The organism is Symbiopectobacterium purcellii (assembly GCF_052050035.1).
Taxonomy (GTDB): domain Bacteria; phylum Pseudomonadota; class Gammaproteobacteria; order Enterobacterales; family Enterobacteriaceae; genus Symbiopectobacterium; species Symbiopectobacterium purcellii_A.
Map to the genome: position 1 here is coordinate 501850 of NZ_CP189882.1, position 15491 is coordinate 517340.

The window sequence follows — 15491 nt, forward strand, 5'->3', positions numbered from 1 at the left end:
TTAACCGGAGATTCGTTCTCCATACATCAACATGAATTGGCTCATAGCAGGTTTCCAGTCTCTGATTGGCAAGGTCCATTTAGCAGAGATATTATGCAAGGCTAGATAGAGTAATTTTATCACCGAGTCATCCGTTGGAAATATTCGTCGCGTTTTCGTTATCTTGCGCAATGAAGCATTTAACGACTCTATCGCGTTGGTGGTGTAGATAACCTTGCGGATCTCCGGCGGAAAGTCAAAAATGACGATGAGACGTTCCCAATTATTTCTCCACGACGGGCTGATCGTCGGGAACTGTTCATCCCATTTGGCCGCGAAGGCATCCAGGGCCTCTTCAGCGCCCTCTAGCGTTGCGGAACTATAGATGGTGCGCAGGTCAGCAGCAACGGCCTTACGCTCTTTCCAGCCGACGTAGCGCAGCGAGTTCCGCACCTGATGCACAATGCAGAGCTGTACGCGCGTATGCGGGTAAACAGCTTCAATGGCATCAGGAAAGCCTTTCAGGCCATCGCAGCAGGCGACGAAGATGTCCTTTAGCCCACGATTTTTCAGTTCTGTCATCACAGATAACCAGAACTTGGCCCCCTCAGTTTTGGCTATCCATAGCCCCAGCAGCTCTTTTTCGCCCTGGCCGTTGACGCCGAGGGCCAGATAAACAGACTTGTTGGCCACGGCTCCGCCGTCCTGGCTTTTGACAACAATACAGTCAAGGTAAACAATGGGATAAAGCGCATCCAGCGGCCGTTGCTGCCAGCGCTTAACTTCATCCATCACAGCATTGGTCACTTGAGAAATGAAGCCAGCGGAAACATCGACCCCGTAGACTTCTTTAAAGTGTGCCTGAATATCACGGGTTGATAACCCTCTGGAATAGAGAGAAATAATGCGGTCATCGAAGCCGTTAAGCTGTTTTTCGTGCTTACCGATCAGTGTCGGCTCGAAGGTACTGTTGCGGTCGCGCGGAATATCGAGCTCGATCTCCCCATTTTGGCTACGTACGCTCTTGGATGTCTTGCCATTGCGTGAGTTGCCTGAATGATTACCAGCCGGGTCATGCTTAGCATACCCAAGGTGCATCTCCATCTCAGCTTCAAGAACCCGTTCCGCCAGTCTTTTAGTCAGCACCTTGAGTAGGCCTGATTCACCCAGCAGATCCTGAGGGGAGTGACAATCTTGAAGCAGTTGGTCAATAAGTTCGTTGCTGATAGGCATTTTGTTATCCTTTGAAGGTTTTCCTCAAAATGCCATTTACACAGATTATTTTACAGTCTCCTTTATTAGGCACAACGCTGTTTGCTATCGGATTATTTGATATCAATATTAACAGCGATGTTTTCTATGCCTGGGTCACACAAGTCCTTATCCCAGTACTCCCTAAAAACAGTGTAATCATGATGGGCAATGCCACTTTTCACAAAAAACATAATATTCAACAAGTCATCATCGATGCAGGGTATATGGTGGAGTATTTGCCTACATATTCGCCAGATCTTAACCCAATTGAGCATAAATGGGCACAAGCAAAAAGCAAAAAAAGAGAGATGGGTTGCGATACAGAGAGTTTGTTCTCAGTCCATATGGTGTAATCAAAATTAAGTCGCTTGGCTATACCTTCTTACTCCTTAGCGCCGGTCTTTGGAATTTCCATCTCAGAACAGCGTAAAATTTACTTCAATCACCGAAACACCCTTATTTCACTATTAAGCAACACGCTTATTGTTTGTGCCGGAATGCGTTTCGACTGACGTCCATCGTGGTTTCGTAACCCGCCGCCCATTTAATAAACGCCTGATATCGCTCATGCTGACTGCCTCCGGGCAAAATATCGTCCCCAAATCGCATTCGTTCTCTTTGCTTGAGCCGTTCAAGGCGTTTTTCATTCTTAACATAGACATAGATAACGAGTTCAAAGCTCGGGATAAAGATATCTCCCCGCCCCATTCCCACTCGAAACGCAACAAAGTGACCCACTTGCCAGAGTCGGATAAAATCACCGTTCTGGCCATACTGGAGAGCCTGTTGCATGCAGGGAAAACATCTGACTCAGAAAGAACGGTTCTACATCGAAAAGCGGCGTGGTGAAGGTGTCAACCAAGCTACCATCGCCAGAGAGCTTGCTCTGCCTCGCGACTTTGTTGAATAATTTAAGATACTGATTTATATAAGCATTATAAAATTTCAACGACTAATTTTTCCTCTCGGAATGCTTTTTATTGTGCTAACTATTTGATTTGTCGTTCTAACAAAATACATTCTCTGTAAATGCATTCTAACTAAAGAAGATGTAAATCAAACGGTTAAATTATTCAACAAAGCCCTGCCTCGCTCGACCATCAGCAGGGAACTCAGACGCAATACCGACCCTACTTTCAATAAGCGTGTTGCTTAATAGTGAAATAACGGTGTTTCGGTGATTGAAGTAAATTTTACGCTGTTCTGAGATGGAAATTCCAAAGACCGGCGCTAAGGAGTAAGAAGGTATCATCAATAAAGGGTCTACTATTCCGTAAAATTTGGGTCATGCAACCGAGGCGCTTGATACCCGCGATGGCGTGTTCAACTGTAATACGGATGCCCGAGATTATTTTATTTTCTTGTTTTTGTTCAGGCGATAAAGGTCTTTTTCGAGTTCCTTTTTTTGGGATTTGTGTATTAGGATGCTGTTTATCTATACCTTGAAAACCGGTATCTGCCCAGATGGTTACCTCAGGAGGAATATGGCGAATTATATCGACTTTATCGAGTAAGCGTTTATCGTGACGGCGCCCATTTTTGCTCATGGGGATAAATCCAATTTGCCTTGTTTCGTCAGTCATAATAAGCCCTTTTCGAGTGGTCTGTCTTTTCTTTCCCGAATACATTTTTTTTCGCCGACGCAGATTCTTAGGCTTTTGGACAGGTCGCTCTGTCCCATCAATAAAGACGTCTTTAACTCCAGGAAAGGCGCGAAAAAATTCCTCAGTAGAGCGAATTTGACGAGCGGGCAAAACACATTCTCGCCCCAAGGTCATCTCTAAAACCGGCAATAATATTTTTACCCAGCGACATACCCGTGTTCTATCTAAACCAAAAAGAAGTCCTTGCAAATCATAGGTCGGATAACATTTTAAATACAATAAAATAAAAAGCAGTTTATCTAATGGGGTTGGGATAAATCCTTTCTGGAGACTGTAAAATAATCTGTGTAAATGGCATTTTGAGGAAAACCTTCAAAGGATAACAAAATGCCTATCAGCAACGAACTTATTGACCAACTGCTTCAAGATTGTCACTCCCCTCAGGATCTGCTGGGTGAATCAGGCCTACTCAAGGTGCTGACTAAAAGACTGGCGGAACGGGTTCTTGAAGCTGAGATGGAGATGCACCTTGGGTACGCTAAGCATGACCCGGCAGGTAATCATTCAGGCAACTCCCGCAATGGCAAGACATCCAAGAGCGTACGTAGCCAAAATGGGGAGATCGAGCTCGATATTCCGCGCGACCGCAACAGTACCTTCGAGCCGACACTGATCGGTAAGAACGAAAAACAGCTTAACGGCTTCGATGACCGCATTATTTCTCTCTATTCCAGAGGGTTATCAACCCGTGATATTCAGGCACACTTTAAAGAAGTCTACGGGGTCGATGTTTCCGCTGGCTTCATTTCTCAAGTGACCAATGCTGTGATGGATGACGTTAAGCGCTGGCAGCAACGGCCGCTGGATGCGCTTTATCCCATTGTTTACCTTGACTGTATTGTTGTCAAAAGCCAGGACGGCGGAGCCGTGGCCAACAAGTCTGTTTATCTGGCCCTCGGCGTCAACGGCCAGGGCAGAAAATCGCTGGGCTATCGTTCCCCCAATGAGGTATTTTTAACGCACTTACTGGTGGCATAAGCCTCTACCGTTTTGTTGCGTTTCGAGTGGGAATGGGGCACCGAACAGCGCAGGCACTACATCGGGAGGATTTAAAGGCCCGGTGCCCGGTTTGACCACCGTAGAACAGGCTAAAACGCTCAGGGACGATGCGTGGGTGGTATTTCCGGCAGTTAGGGCATGAACTGTACGAGTTTCGCGACAGTTCAGGCACCGTCAATGTTGATATCGACGACAAGCGCTGGGCAGGGCAAACGATCACCCCCAATGACAAAATTCGTATCGAAGGCGAAGTAGATAAAGATTGGAATAGCGTAGAGATCGACGTTAAATCAGTACATCTGGTGAAATAGCGCGTCACCGCAGAGGGGCTTAACGCCCCTGTTCACGCAGGGTAAGCCGCGCTACACTGCGGTACACCACGCCCCCTTTTTGCTGTTGCAGGCTTTGTTGAATAATTTAAGATACTGATTTATATAAGCATTATAAAATTTCAACGACTAATTTTTCCTCTCGGAATGCTTTTTATTGTGCTAACTATTTGATTTGTCGTTCTAACAAAATACATTCTCTGTAAATGCATTCTAACTAAAGAAGATGTAAATCAAACGGTTAAATTATTCAACAAAGCCACTGTTGCAAGGAACTTATGACTGCGCTCACGCGGTTCATCACCTTTTCCCTCACGACGCTGCTGTACGCCTGTAGTACTTTTCAAGGCAAGCCAATGCCGTTGCCACCGCCAACACCGCAGGCGCAGATTATCGTCTATGCCCAAACCGGCACCTTAGAGAAAATGGGATCGATATCGGTCAATGTGCGCGGCAGTACCGATGACGCCGATCGCGCCATTCAACAACGCGCGGACGCTTACGGCGCACGCTATTACACCATCACATTGAAGCAAGAGCATGCATTGACCAACACGTGGACATCACGCGCCGTGCTGTACCGCTAAACCGACGCGTTGATGCACAAAACAGGCGTGGTTACGCCAGACGCTGTCTGACCGCTTCAAACAAACAAACGCCAGTCGCGACTGAAACGTTAAGCGACGAAACGCTACCGGCCATTGGGATACTGATCAACTCATCGCAGTGTTCACGCGTCAAGCGGCGCATCCCTTCCCCTTCCGCGCCCATGACCAGCGCCAGCGGACCGGTCAGCTTACTTTGATAGAGCGTATGGTCAGCCTCACCTGCGGTCCCGACGATCCATACCTGATTTTCCTGCAACAGGCGCAGCGTGCGCGCCAGATTGGTCACGCGAATCAAAGGAACATTTTCCGCCGCCCCGCAGGCCACTTTTTTCGCGGTAGCATTGAGTTGCGCAGAGCGATCGCGCGGCACAATGATCGCATGCACCCCGGCGGCATCGGCGTTACGTAAGCACGCGCCGAGGTTGTGAGGATCGGTGACGCCATCCAATATCAATAAAAACGGCTGCGCCACACTTGCCAGCAGATCCGGCAGATCGCTTTCCTGATACTGACGCCCCTCTTTGACACGCGCCACGATCCCCTGATGCACTGCCCCTTCGACCTTGCTATCCAACCATTGACGATTCGCTACCTGAATCACAATGCCATTAGCTTCTAGGGCCGCGATCACCGGTTGCAAGCGGCGATCTTCACGCCCTTTAAGGATAACGACTTCCAGAAAACGCTGCGGGTCGCGTTCTAACAGGGCATTGACTGCGTGGATACCGTAAATAATTTCGCTCATTGATACTCTTCAAACGTGATGTGTTAACGAACGGCGCAAACTCCGCCGTTCGCTGTGGGCATTTACTGTGCCGCGTTCTTTTTACTGGCGCGTTTCGCATTGGTGGCGGCGGCGATCTTACGCGTTTTTTCGGCGTTTTTCTGCGTCTTGTCGGTCTTTTTCTTCGCTTTTGCCTTTGCTTTCACCTTATCAGGCGCAGCCTTTTTCCCTGCGTTATCGTCCTTGCGGAACGCGCTATCAGGTTCAAAATTAGCCGGTTTTTTACCGCCGCGCCGTGCAGGTCTTGCTTCACGGCGGATCGGTTTTTTCGCCTTGTCGCGTGCGGTTTTACCTTCACCACGCACTTTGCGCGTGCTGGAGAGCAGAGAGAAATCGATATTGCGTTCGTCCATATTGACCGCTTCCACGCGAATTTCGACCTCATCACCCAGACGATAAACCTGTCCGCTCGATTCACCGATCAAACGTTGGCCCACATTGTCATAACGATAGTAGTCGTTATCCAGCGTGGAGACATGCACCAGACCGTCGATAAACAGATCGTTGAGGCGCACGAAGAAGCCAAAGCCGGTGACGCTGGCAATAATCCCGGTAAAAGATTCACCTACGTGGTCCTGCATAAAGTCACACTTCAGCCAGTCAGCAACATCGCGTGTTGCTTCGTCCGCACGCCGCTCGGTCAACGAACAGTGCATGCCCAGTTGCAGCATCTCATTGAGATCGCTGTGCCAGCCGCCGGTCGGCGTCCAACGCTCACGACGATCGCTGAGCAAATACTTGATGCCACGGTGCAGTGACAGATCGGGATAGCGGCGAATCGGAGAGGTAAAGTGACCGTATGAGGTCAGCGCCAGGCCAAAGTGTCCGCGATTTTCCGGATCGTAAATCGCCTGTTTCATGGAGCGCAGCATCATGGTTTGCAGCATTTCATGATCGGGACGATCAGCCACCAGCGTCATCAATTCCGCATAATCTTTCGGTTCCGGCTTCATCCCGCCTTTCAGCGTCAAACCAAGCTCACCCAGTACGCTGCGCAATGCCAGCACATGGTCTTCACTCGGGCGATCGTGCACCCGGAACAGCGCAGGCTCCTGATTTTTCTCAACGAATCTGGCCGCCGAGATATTGGCCAGGATCATGCACTCTTCAATCAGTTTATGCGCATCGTTACGCACCATGGATTCCACGCGTTCGATACGGCGTTCCGCGTTGAAGATAAACTTCGCTTCTTCGGTTTCAAAAGCGATGCCGCCGCGCTCTTCGCGCGCTGTTTCCAGCACCTGATACATGCTGTGCAGCTCTTCCAATCCGCCTACCAGCGGCTGGTAATGCGCGCGCAGCTCCTCATCACCTTGCAGCATATGCCACACCTTGGTGTAGGTCAGGCGCGCATGGGAGCGCATCACGGCTTCGTAGAATTTGTACGTCGACAGTTTACCCGTCGCAGAGATGGTCATCTCGCACACCATACACAGCCGATCCACGTCCGGGTTCAACGAACACAGGCCGTTCGACAGCACTTCCGGCAGCATTGGCACCACTTGCGAAGGAAAATAGACCGAGGTGCCGCGCGCCCGCGCTTCATGATCCAGCGGCGTGTTAGGGCGCACGTAATAGCTGACATCGGCAATGGCCACCCACAGACGCCAGCCACCACCGCGTTTTTTCTCGCAGTAAACCGCATCGTCAAAATCGCGCGCGTCTTCACCGTCAATCGTCACCAGCGGCAACGAGAGCAAATCAACACGCCCTTTTTTCGCGCTTTCCGGCACCTGTTCGTTGAAATCTTTAATCTGCTCTTCGACCTGTTTCGACCAGGTATGCGGGATATCGTGGGTACGCAGCGCGATATCCACCGCCATGCCGGTACCCATTTTATCGCCCAGAATCTCAACAATCTTCCCGATGGCTTTAGTGCGACGCGTGGGGCGTTGGGTTAACTCCACCACCACCATGTAGCCCATGCGAGCGCCGTTGATGTTTTCTTGCGGGATAAGAATATCGAAGCTCAGACGACTGTCATCCGGCACCACAAACCCCATACCGGCATCGAGGAAGTAACGGCCAACGATCTGCCCGGTGCGCGGCTCCAGCACCCGCACGATACGGCCCTCACGCCGCCCTTTGCGATCGGCACCCAGCGGTTGTGCCAGCACCACATCGCCGTGCATGGTGCGTTTCATCTCTTCCGCTGACAGGTACAGGTCGTCTTTACGCCCTTCTACGCGCAGGAAACCAAAGCCGTCGCGGTGGCCGATCACCGTGCCGCGCAGCAAATCCAGTTTTTCCGGCAGCGCATAGCATTGACGGCGAGTAAACACCAGTTGACCGTCACGCTCCATCGCGCGCAAACGACGGCGCAGCGCTTCTTGCTGCTCTTCCGTAGTGAGTTCCAAATCGGCTGCCAGGTCATCGCGGCTGATAGGCGTATTGCGTTTTTCGATGTGGGCCAGAATGTATTCGCGGCTGGGGATGGGTGATTCGTATTTTTCTGCTTCACGTTCCAGGAATGGATCTTGGGACATTGCGGTTCCTCCGTTGTCTTCAGCAGAAGGCTGAACGGACTTCATTCAACCAACAATAATTTATAAAGCGGCGGGTTCTCTTTCACCATGTCGGCCAACGTATGTTGGTCCAGTTCGAAGAGAAAGCGCTGAACGCCCTGTTGCAGTACCCCTTTTAAGCGGCATGCTGGCGTGATGTGGCAAAAATCATGGTTACAGTTGACCAGAGACAGTGGCTCCAGCGCGCGCACCACATCGCCAATGCGAATGGTTTGTGCAGGCTTGCCCAAACGGATGCCGCCATTTTTACCGCGCACGGCCATCACAAAGCCAGCCCGACTAAGTTGATTGATAATTTTGACCATATGATTACGAGAGACGCCATACACTTGCGTCACTTCAGTAATATTCGTCATCTTCCCTTCAGGCAGTGATGCCATGTAGATCAGCGCGCGTAATCCATAATCCGTAAAACTGGTTAACTGCACAGAAACCTCGGATACCCTTGAGTATCGGTAGGAACGTCGCATCCATGTTCATCGCAACAATGCTCAGCGCAACAATGTTCATAGCAGCAACGTTCATCACATCATTAAAACTCATGTTGGCAAGGCCACAGAAAGAAAATACACCACCAACATGAACGAAAAACAACATAAGAACCAGATTTACTAGCAATAATAAACCAGTCGCAAATGATCCGGCGAATTATTTAGCATATTCCCCGCGTTTCAACATGGGTTCTGTTTTTTTTTCTGAAAAAAGACGCCCCCATTTTTGTGCAATGCACACCACCTTGCACAGCCGCAGGGCATATACATAATATAAAACAGCCAAAAATGTGCATTATGCACATATAATCTTATTCTGTTTATCCATCTTTTTATGCCGTAAAACGGGCACGGATATTGCTGTATTTCCCACGTTTTTATCAGCCCTACTGTGGGCATACCAGAGGAACGCAATGATGTCGGCTCAAAACGAATTCCCCCTTAGCGAAGCACCCAAAGAGGGGCGCAAGGGATTACTCTCTATCTCCATGGTGCTCTTCAGCTTTACCTTTTTTACCGGCACCATGTTTGCTGGCGGAAAAATCGGCGTCGCTTTCAATATCGTTGATATGTTGTGGCTAGCGATCATCGATAATGTTTTGCTGGCCACGTATGCTGCCGCGCTGGCCCTGATCGCCGCACGCAGCGGCCTGAACTCAGTACTGATGGGACGTTTTTGCTTTGGTGAACACGGCAGTAAACTCTCTGATTTTCTGCTCGGCTTTGCCGAACTGGGCTGGTACGCCTGGCGAACGGCCACGGTAGCGATTGCACTGGTCAAACTGTTGGCTCTGCCGGAGAGCGTCACGTCGCTGTTGATGGTGCTGTTTGGCCTCGGCTTCTGCCTGACCGCCATCGTCGGCTACAAAGGGCTGGATGCGCTGTCACGCATCTCCGTACCACTGATGCTTGTAATGCTGATTGTCTCCATGTGGATTGCCACGCATGATGTCGGCGGTTGGCAAGGGTTGGCAAAAAGGGTGCCGGACCAAACCATGAGTTTTTCCGCCGCCATCACTATGGTGTTCGGCACCTTCGACAGTGGCGCCACGCAGGAGTCTGTAAAGAATTTCGTGTAAATGGCTCCATCGCTTAACCGGAAATCCGATCTCCATACATCAACATGAATTGGCTCATAGCCGGTTTCCAGTCTCTGATTGGTAGGGTCCATTTAGCCGAGATATTATGCAAGGCTAGATAGAATAATTTTAGCACCGAGTCATCCGTTGGAAATATTCGTCGCGTTTTCGTTATCTTGCGCAATGAAGCATTTAACGACTCTATCGCGTTGGTGGTGTAGATAACCTTGCGGATCTCCGGCGGAAAATCAAAAATGACGATGAGACGTTCCCAATTATTTCTCCACGATGGGCTGATCGTCGGGAACTGCTCATCCCATTTGGCCGCGAAGGAATCCAGGGCCTCTTCAGCGCCCTCTAGCGTTGCGGAACTATAGATATAGCCAAGCGACATTATTTTGATAACAGCCAGCTATGCTTCTTTGCCGCATATCAGGGCATAGGATGTAATCATTTTTAAGTCGGTTGGCTATAGTGCGGAGGTCAGCAGCAACGGCTTTACGCTCTTTCCAGCCGACGTAGCGCAGCGAGTTCCGCACCTGATGCCATTGAAGCTGTTTACCCGCATACGCGGGTAAACAGCTTCAATGGCATCAGGAAAGCCCTTCAGGCCATCGCAGCAGGCGATGAAGATGTCCTGTAGCCCACGATTTTTCAGTTCTGTCATTACAGATAACCAGAACTTGGCCCCCTCGGTTTTGGCTATCCATAGCCCCAGCAGCTCTTTTTCGCCCTGGCCGTTGATGCCTAGAGCCAAGTAAACAGACTTGTTGGTCACGGCTCCGCCGTCCTGGCTTTTGACAACAATACAGTCAAGGTAAACAATGGGATAAAACGCATCCAGCGGCCGTTGCTGCCAGCGCTTAACGTCATCCATCACGGCATTGGTCACTTGAGAAATGAAGCCAGCGGAAACATCGACCCCGTAGACTTCTTTAAAGTGAGCCTGAATATCACGGGTTGATAGCCCTCTGGAATAGAGAGAAATAATGCGGTCATCGAAGCCGTTAAGCTGCTTTTCGTGCTTACCGATCAGTGTCGGCTCGAAGGTACTGTTGCGGTCGCGCGGAATATCGAGCTCGAGCGCCCCATTTTGGCTACGTACGCTCTTGGATGTCTTGCCATTGCGGGAGTTGCCTGAATTATTACCAGCCGGGGCTTTGTTGAATAATTTAAGATACTGATTTATATAAGCATTATAAAATTTCAACGACTAATTTTTCCTCTCGGAATGCTTTTTATTGTGCTAACTATTTGATTTGTCGTTCTAACAAAATACATTCTCTGTAAATACATTCTCTGTAAATGCATTCTAACTAAAGAAGATGTAAATCAAACGGTTAAATTATTCAACAAAGCCACCAGCCGGGTCATGCTTAGCATACCCAAGGTGTATCTCCATCTCAGCTTGAAGAACCCGTTCCGCCAGTCTTTTAGTCAGCTCCTTGAGTAGGCCTGATTCACCCAGAAGCTCCTGAGGGGAGTGGCAATCCTGAAGCAGTTGGTCAATAAGTTCGTTGCTGATAGGCATTTTTTGTCCTCTGAAGGTTTTCCTCAAAATGCCATTTACACAGATCTTTTTACACTCTCCCACGCAGGCCACCAACTGGACACGCCTGGCGCGTAGCGGCCGTATCGCCGTCAGTGCCAGCTTTATCAGTTTCCTCGGCGGTAACGGGCTGATGATTATTTCCGGGGCTTACTGTGCCATCGTCTACAAGCAGGCCGATATCGTAGCCGTAATGATGTTGCAGGGGCTCTCAATCGCTGCGGTAATAATGCTGTGTCTGAACCTGTGGACCATTCAAGGACCGACTATCTACAACGTTTCCGCCGCAGCCTGCCACCTGCTACGCAGCGAGCGACGTCGTACCCTGACGCTGATTGGCGCTGCCATTGGTATCGTGCTCGCCATTGGCGGCATGTATGAAATGCTGATTCCGTTCCTGATCCTGCTGGGATCGATCATTCCGCCGATTGGTGGGGTCATCATGGCGGACTATGTTTTCCGCTATCGCGGCCAGTACCCTTCCCTGCAATCCACCACGCTGCCGCGCTTCAACTACATCGGCCTCAGTGCCTATGCCATCGGTGCTGTTCTGGCTTATTTATCGCCGTGGATTGCGCCACTGGTGGGGATTGCTGCTTCGGCAGGCAGCTATGTGCTGCTGAGCGTACTAGGCTGTGTCCCTTAATTGCTTGAGCTATAGTATCCATCTGTTTCTAAGACACTTTGGATTATGGCTCGCTACGATCTTTCTGATGAAGCATGGGCAATCATTGAGCCCTTGTTACCAACCGTTTTGACATCTCCGCAGGCAGGCCGGCCATGGGCAGAACATCGCAAAATCGTCAACGGCATGTTCAAGCCTAGGAATTTCAAACTTTTTGGGGCCCCTGATTTCGGGGGCTGGCAACGATGAAAACCGGCTTTTTTATCGTGAATGCCTCTGTGTTTGGGTGATTTTTGAACACATTGCGCGTTTTTTTGATTACATCGCCGAATTCCAGGCAGAGTTTCCCCGCATTATCCAACGTATAGCCAAGCGACATTATTTTGATAACAGCCAGCTATGCTTCTTTGCCGCATATCAGGGCATAGGATGTAATCATTTTTAAGTCGGTTGGCTATAACGCATTCGCGCTATCTCCCCGGCGTTCGCGATTAGCTTCTCCAGGGCCGTTGCCGGCAGCGCCCGGCTGAACGCCATTTTTGCCCCGCACAGCAGGCAGGCAAACGGGTCTGTATTCAGTAATCCCTGACTCAGCGTTGTGTATGTCACTGGCGCTGCTTTTTTCACATTATCCTGCCCCAGGGCTTTTCTCACCAGAGGCAACAGTTTTCCCACTACGCGGTTAGCCAGAAAACCAAAGTAACGCACCATCCGGAAATGCTTCTCCGGTATATGCTTTATCAGCCGCAGTATCAGCTCACGCTGACTGAGCGCCAGGTCTTCATGCCTCCCCGTCCGGTGATCCAGAAAACGCAGGGTGATGCGGCTTCCCCCGTCGTAGTGTGCCAGTCGCGCACCCGACACAGGCAGTTTTTTCAGGTACCGGCCCAGGTACTTTGCTGTCTGCCGGGGATGTTTCGTCGGCTTCGCAAAATACACGTGCCAGTAAATCTCTCCCTGCTCATTTTTCCCCTGGCTGAGGATAAAGCGCTTCCATTCATCATAATCCCGGATGTGAGCCAGCTGCGGCGGCAGAACAAGAGACTCCCATGCAGACAGCAGATATAGCTAAACGACTTAATTTTGATTACATTATTTAAATGAGCTATTCAATTGATTTTAGACGTAAAGTGATATCTACACGGAAAAACGAAGGGTTGAGTATCCGAGAAACAGCGAAGCAATTTCGGATTGGCCCTGCCTCTGTATCGCGTTGGATTAATCAAATAGAGTCAAAAGCATCGACCACGCGTCAGCGAAAGATCGATAAATCCGAGTTGATAAAAGATGTTGAACAATATCCAGATGCTTACCAAAAAGAACGTGCAGAGCGTTTTGGCGTTTGTCAGAAGGCCATTTGGCAAGCGCTTAAAAAGCTGGGATTGACCTATAAAAAAAACTCTACGTCATCCGAAAGCCGACGAAAACGCCCGGCAGGGATTTCAACAAAAAAAACAACAGTATGAAAAAGAAGGTAAACCTATTGTTTTTATTGATGAAAGTGGTTTTTCACACGATACCCCACGGACTCACGGCTATTCCCCAAAAGGTCAACGGTGTTTTGGCCTGAAGAACTGGGGAGCTAGGGGAAGAACAAATGTTATCGGCGCTTTATTAGGCACAACGCTGTTTGCTATCGGATTATTTGATATCAATATTAACAGCGATGTTTTCTATGCCTGGGTCACACAAGTCCTTATCCCAGTACTCCCTAAAAACAGTGTAATCATGATGGACAATGCCACTTTTCACAAAAAACATAATATTCAACAAGTCATCATCGATGCAGGGTATATGGTGGAGTATTTGCCTACATATTCGCCAGATCTTAACCCAATTGAGCATAAATGGGCACAAGCAAAAAGCAAAAAAAGAGAGATGGGTTGCGATACAGAGAGTTTGTTCTCAGTCCATATGGTGTAATCAAAATTAAGTCGCTTGGCTATACTGGCGTACATTCCATACCCAGCGCGCCCTGACCTTCGGCAGGGCAAACGACCGTTTTTTCCAGGCACCGTGCTCATTTATGCCGCCGGTGGTCCACGACAGGTGAATATGGCAGTTCCAGTTAAGCTGGCGACCATACGTGTGAAGAGCGCCGAAAATACCGGTGGTCAGGCCCCGCTGCTCCGCAGCGTACAGCAGGTTGTCCGCCGCCAGCGCAAAGAGGCCATTCAGCAGCCAGCGGTTGGCTTCAAACAATGGCCACAGGGTATCCGGCATCGTGAATGTGCCGTGCTGGCACGGCGTATCCGGCAGGCGGGCCATCATGGTGGCAATCCACAGGTCGGTGGCCTTTTTGCCGCAGGTCGGACATCCGCGTCCGTGGCAGCTCTGATGGATGTAACGGTGGTGAGTGCAGTCGGGGTTGCTGCAGCGAAATTCCCGGCTGCCCGTCAGTGGGGTGCCGCAGGCCAGCATCTTTGTGACAACCTCAATCTCTACAGGCAGGAGCGGGTATGCCTACATGATGTCAGCCCATGCCCTGTTGCGCTGAAACAGCGTCTTCATGGGGCGGGGCTGTATGCCGGTATCATCCGTGCGGGTCATCGGAGAGCATCTCCGCTTCGGTTTCGTACAGGTCAAACCGGCGACAGGTATGGCAGAAGGCAACGTAGTGGTACGGAGAATCAGGGAATTCACTGTAGAAGGTGGTCCAGAACCACTCTGTGCAGTCAGGATCGTTGTCAACGAAAAGGCGGAATTGCTGGTAAGGGAGGTTGCCCTGTCGGACCACCGTTTTGAAAATCTGCTTAACCATTTTTGTATGAACGCGCTGATGCTCAGGGGAATGTGACACGGGATAACCTTCGGCTGGCGGGTTTCAGAATATCGCTATTCTGCCACACTTCGATTTGCAGCCGCCAGGCTGCTTCGTTCTGGATACTGTGTTCAGGTGCCCCATGGCGTGATTTACCTGAACGTTACGGCCCATGGAAAACCGTTTATAACCGTTTCAATAGATGGTCAAAGTCTGGAGTTATTAACATTATTTTTAATTGGTTACTTTCATTTCTTGATGCTCATGGACTTGTTGACTGGTCAGCCACTGCGCTGGATGGCAGCAATATCCGTGCGCTCAAATGTGCGGCTGGCGCTCAAAAAAACATCCCGATATTACCAACGATAACAGCCTGGGTCGCTCACGAGGTGGTTATGGCACCAAAATCCACATGGCGACTGACGGAAGCGGCATCCTGCTAAATATCGTACTGAGTGCTGGGCAGGCTCACGAAAGCCTGTTCGCGTTACGACTCCTGGACGGCATTGGCGTGCAACGGCAGAACGGTAGCATGAAGCGTCGTGGTCATGCGGTACTGGCTGACAAAGCCTACTCTGGCAATGTACTCCGTAAAAATTTGAAAAGAAAAGGGATAAAAACGGTTATTCCCCGAAAATCAAATGAAAAACTGGCTTCAGATGGACGCTCACAACTTTATCGTGATGCTTATCGCCGTCGCAACGTTGTAGAAAGATGTTTTGGCCGTTTAAAGGAATATAGACGGATTGCCACACGTTATGAAAAAACGGCAAGAAACTATCTAGCAATGGTGAAACTGGGCTGCATCAGCTTGTTTTACGCCCGGTTACGTAATTAAGGGACA

General features: G+C 49.8%; 14 protein-coding genes and 8 pseudogenes. 11 read left to right on the plus strand and 11 right to left on the minus strand.

The genetic code is table 11. The annotated features are described in order from the left end of the window. A complete protein-coding gene (locus ACQGXV_RS04495; protein ID WP_440862551.1) occupies nt 1-1212 on the minus strand; it encodes an IS256 family transposase in 1212 nt (403 codons plus the stop codon). A 29-nt stretch (nt 1213-1241) separates the two neighbouring features. Between ACQGXV_RS04495 and ACQGXV_RS04500 the strand changes: the two genes are divergently transcribed. Then, nucleotides 1242-1586, plus strand: coding sequence for a transposase (locus ACQGXV_RS04500; RefSeq protein WP_440864988.1), 345 nt, complete (start codon nt 1242-1244; stop codon nt 1584-1586). A gap of 127 nt (nt 1587-1713) precedes the next feature. Here ACQGXV_RS04500 and ACQGXV_RS04505 read toward each other — a convergent pair whose 3' ends face one another. Next, on the minus strand, nt 1714-2025 hold the full coding sequence (locus ACQGXV_RS04505) for a hypothetical protein (protein ID WP_440864989.1): 312 nt from the start codon (nt 2023-2025) through the stop codon (nt 1714-1716). 401 nt (nt 2026-2426) lie between these two features. Then, nucleotides 2427-3152: a transposase family protein gene (locus tag ACQGXV_RS04510; protein ID WP_440867243.1), complete on the minus strand. Its 726-nt coding sequence runs from the start codon at nt 3150-3152 to the stop codon at nt 2427-2429. 72 nt (nt 3153-3224) lie between these two features. Between ACQGXV_RS04510 and ACQGXV_RS04515 the strand changes: the two are divergent. The 3 genes and pseudogenes from ACQGXV_RS04515 to bsmA all read left to right on the plus strand — a co-directional run. Then, nucleotides 3225-3824: pseudogene (locus tag ACQGXV_RS04515) on the plus strand (IS256 family transposase); the annotation flags it as partial. 133 nt (nt 3825-3957) lie between these two features. Then, nucleotides 3958-4207, plus strand: a pseudogene (locus ACQGXV_RS04520) (YgiW/YdeI family stress tolerance OB fold protein). A gap of 296 nt (nt 4208-4503) precedes the next feature. Then, nucleotides 4504-4812, plus strand: a complete 309-nt coding sequence (gene bsmA / locus ACQGXV_RS04525; RefSeq protein WP_440864990.1) for a biofilm peroxide resistance protein BsmA — start codon at nt 4504-4506, stop codon at nt 4810-4812. Nucleotides 4813-4843: 31 nt separating this feature from the next. Here bsmA and rlmB read toward each other — a convergent pair whose 3' ends face one another. From rlmB to nsrR, 3 genes are all read right to left on the minus strand, one after another. Further along, nucleotides 4844-5578, minus strand: coding sequence for a 23S rRNA (guanosine(2251)-2'-O)-methyltransferase RlmB (gene rlmB, locus ACQGXV_RS04530; protein ID WP_440864991.1), 735 nt, complete (start codon nt 5576-5578; stop codon nt 4844-4846). Between the two features lie 62 nt (nt 5579-5640). Further along, a complete protein-coding gene (gene rnr / locus ACQGXV_RS04535) occupies nt 5641-8103 on the minus strand; it encodes a ribonuclease R (protein WP_440864992.1) in 2463 nt (820 codons plus the stop codon). A 41-nt stretch (nt 8104-8144) separates the two neighbouring features. Then, nucleotides 8145-8570 (minus strand): nitric oxide-sensing transcriptional repressor NsrR, encoded by a 426-nt coding sequence (gene nsrR / locus ACQGXV_RS04540; protein WP_222158083.1) that lies wholly within the window; start codon nt 8568-8570, stop codon nt 8145-8147. A gap of 479 nt (nt 8571-9049) precedes the next feature. Between nsrR and ACQGXV_RS04545 the strand changes: the two are divergent. Further along, nucleotides 9050-9688, plus strand: a pseudogene (locus ACQGXV_RS04545) (cytosine permease); the annotation flags it as partial. Nucleotides 9689-9725: 37 nt separating this feature from the next. On the opposite strand, the pseudogene ACQGXV_RS04550 reads toward ACQGXV_RS04545, so the two are convergent. Together ACQGXV_RS04550 and ACQGXV_RS04555 are read right to left on the minus strand one after the other, a co-directional pair. Next, nucleotides 9726-10922 (minus strand): annotated as a pseudogene (locus ACQGXV_RS04550) (IS256 family transposase). A 135-nt stretch (nt 10923-11057) separates the two neighbouring features. Continuing rightward, the gene (locus ACQGXV_RS04555) at nt 11058-11243 is read right to left on the minus strand and encodes a hypothetical protein (RefSeq protein WP_440864993.1); all 186 of its coding nucleotides are present in this window, start codon (nt 11241-11243) and stop codon (nt 11058-11060) included. A 46-nt stretch (nt 11244-11289) separates the two neighbouring features. Between ACQGXV_RS04555 and ACQGXV_RS04560 the strand changes: the two are divergent. The 3 genes and pseudogenes from ACQGXV_RS04560 to ACQGXV_RS04570 form a co-directional block, all read left to right on the plus strand. Next, nucleotides 11290-11907, plus strand: a pseudogene (locus ACQGXV_RS04560) (cytosine permease); the annotation flags it as partial. Between the two features lie 45 nt (nt 11908-11952). Then, nucleotides 11953-12078, plus strand: a pseudogene (locus ACQGXV_RS04565) (transposase); the annotation flags it as partial. 94 nt (nt 12079-12172) lie between these two features. Then, nucleotides 12173-12331, plus strand: coding sequence for a hypothetical protein (locus tag ACQGXV_RS04570; protein WP_440864994.1), 159 nt, complete (start codon nt 12173-12175; stop codon nt 12329-12331). Here the strand turns inward: ACQGXV_RS04570 and ACQGXV_RS04575 are convergent. After that, the gene (locus ACQGXV_RS04575) at nt 12328-12948 is read right to left on the minus strand and encodes a transposase (protein ID WP_440867245.1); all 621 of its coding nucleotides are present in this window, start codon (nt 12946-12948) and stop codon (nt 12328-12330) included. The genes ACQGXV_RS04570 and ACQGXV_RS04575 overlap by 4 nt on opposite strands. A 38-nt stretch (nt 12949-12986) precedes the next feature. On the opposite strand from ACQGXV_RS04575, the gene ACQGXV_RS04580 reads away from it, so the two are divergent. Further along, nucleotides 12987-13352 carry an IS630 transposase-related protein gene (locus tag ACQGXV_RS04580; RefSeq protein ID WP_440862584.1) on the plus strand — a complete coding sequence of 122 codons (366 nt, stop codon included), beginning with the start codon at nt 12987-12989 and terminating at the stop codon, nt 13350-13352. After that, nucleotides 13276-13809 (plus strand): IS630 family transposase, encoded by a 534-nt coding sequence (locus ACQGXV_RS04585; protein ID WP_440867179.1) that lies wholly within the window; start codon nt 13276-13278, stop codon nt 13807-13809. Before ACQGXV_RS04580 ends, ACQGXV_RS04585 begins: the two co-directional genes overlap by 77 nt. 24 nt (nt 13810-13833) lie before the next feature. On the opposite strand, the pseudogene ACQGXV_RS04590 reads toward ACQGXV_RS04585, so the two are convergent. Together ACQGXV_RS04590 and ACQGXV_RS04595 are read right to left on the minus strand one after the other, a co-directional pair. Continuing rightward, nucleotides 13834-14337 (minus strand): annotated as a pseudogene (locus ACQGXV_RS04590) (IS91 family transposase); the annotation flags it as partial. Between the two features lie 82 nt (nt 14338-14419). Beyond that, nucleotides 14420-14686 carry a hypothetical protein gene (locus ACQGXV_RS04595; RefSeq protein WP_440864957.1) on the minus strand — a complete coding sequence of 89 codons (267 nt, stop codon included), beginning with the start codon at nt 14684-14686 and terminating at the stop codon, nt 14420-14422. Nucleotides 14687-14763: 77 nt separating this feature from the next. On the opposite strand from ACQGXV_RS04595, the pseudogene ACQGXV_RS04600 reads away from it, so the two are divergent. Further along, a pseudogene (locus ACQGXV_RS04600) lies at nt 14764-15485 on the plus strand (IS5 family transposase); the annotation flags it as partial. Nucleotides 15486-15491 lie beyond the last annotated feature (6 nt).

What these genes read in the sequence shown, in the direction of transcription:
- ACQGXV_RS04495 (WP_440862551.1), bottom strand. Translation starts at nt 1,212, where the DNA reads ATGCCTATCAGCAACGAACTTATTGACCAACTGCTTCAAGATTGTCAC.
- ACQGXV_RS04500 (WP_440864988.1), top strand. Translation starts at nt 1,242, where the DNA reads ATGCCATTTACACAGATTATTTTACAGTCTCCTTTATTAGGCACAACG.
- ACQGXV_RS04505 (WP_440864989.1), bottom strand. Translation starts at nt 2,025, where the DNA reads ATGCAACAGGCTCTCCAGTATGGCCAGAACGGTGATTTTATCCGACTC.
- bsmA (WP_440864990.1), top strand. Translation starts at nt 4,504, where the DNA reads ATGACTGCGCTCACGCGGTTCATCACCTTTTCCCTCACGACGCTGCTG.
- rlmB (WP_440864991.1), bottom strand. Translation starts at nt 5,578, where the DNA reads ATGAGCGAAATTATTTACGGTATCCACGCAGTCAATGCCCTGTTAGAA.
- rnr (WP_440864992.1), bottom strand. Translation starts at nt 8,103, where the DNA reads ATGTCCCAAGATCCATTCCTGGAACGTGAAGCAGAAAAATACGAATCA.
- ACQGXV_RS04555 (WP_440864993.1), bottom strand. Translation starts at nt 11,243, where the DNA reads ATGCCTATCAGCAACGAACTTATTGACCAACTGCTTCAGGATTGCCAC.
- ACQGXV_RS04580 (WP_440862584.1), top strand. Translation starts at nt 12,987, where the DNA reads ATGAGCTATTCAATTGATTTTAGACGTAAAGTGATATCTACACGGAAA.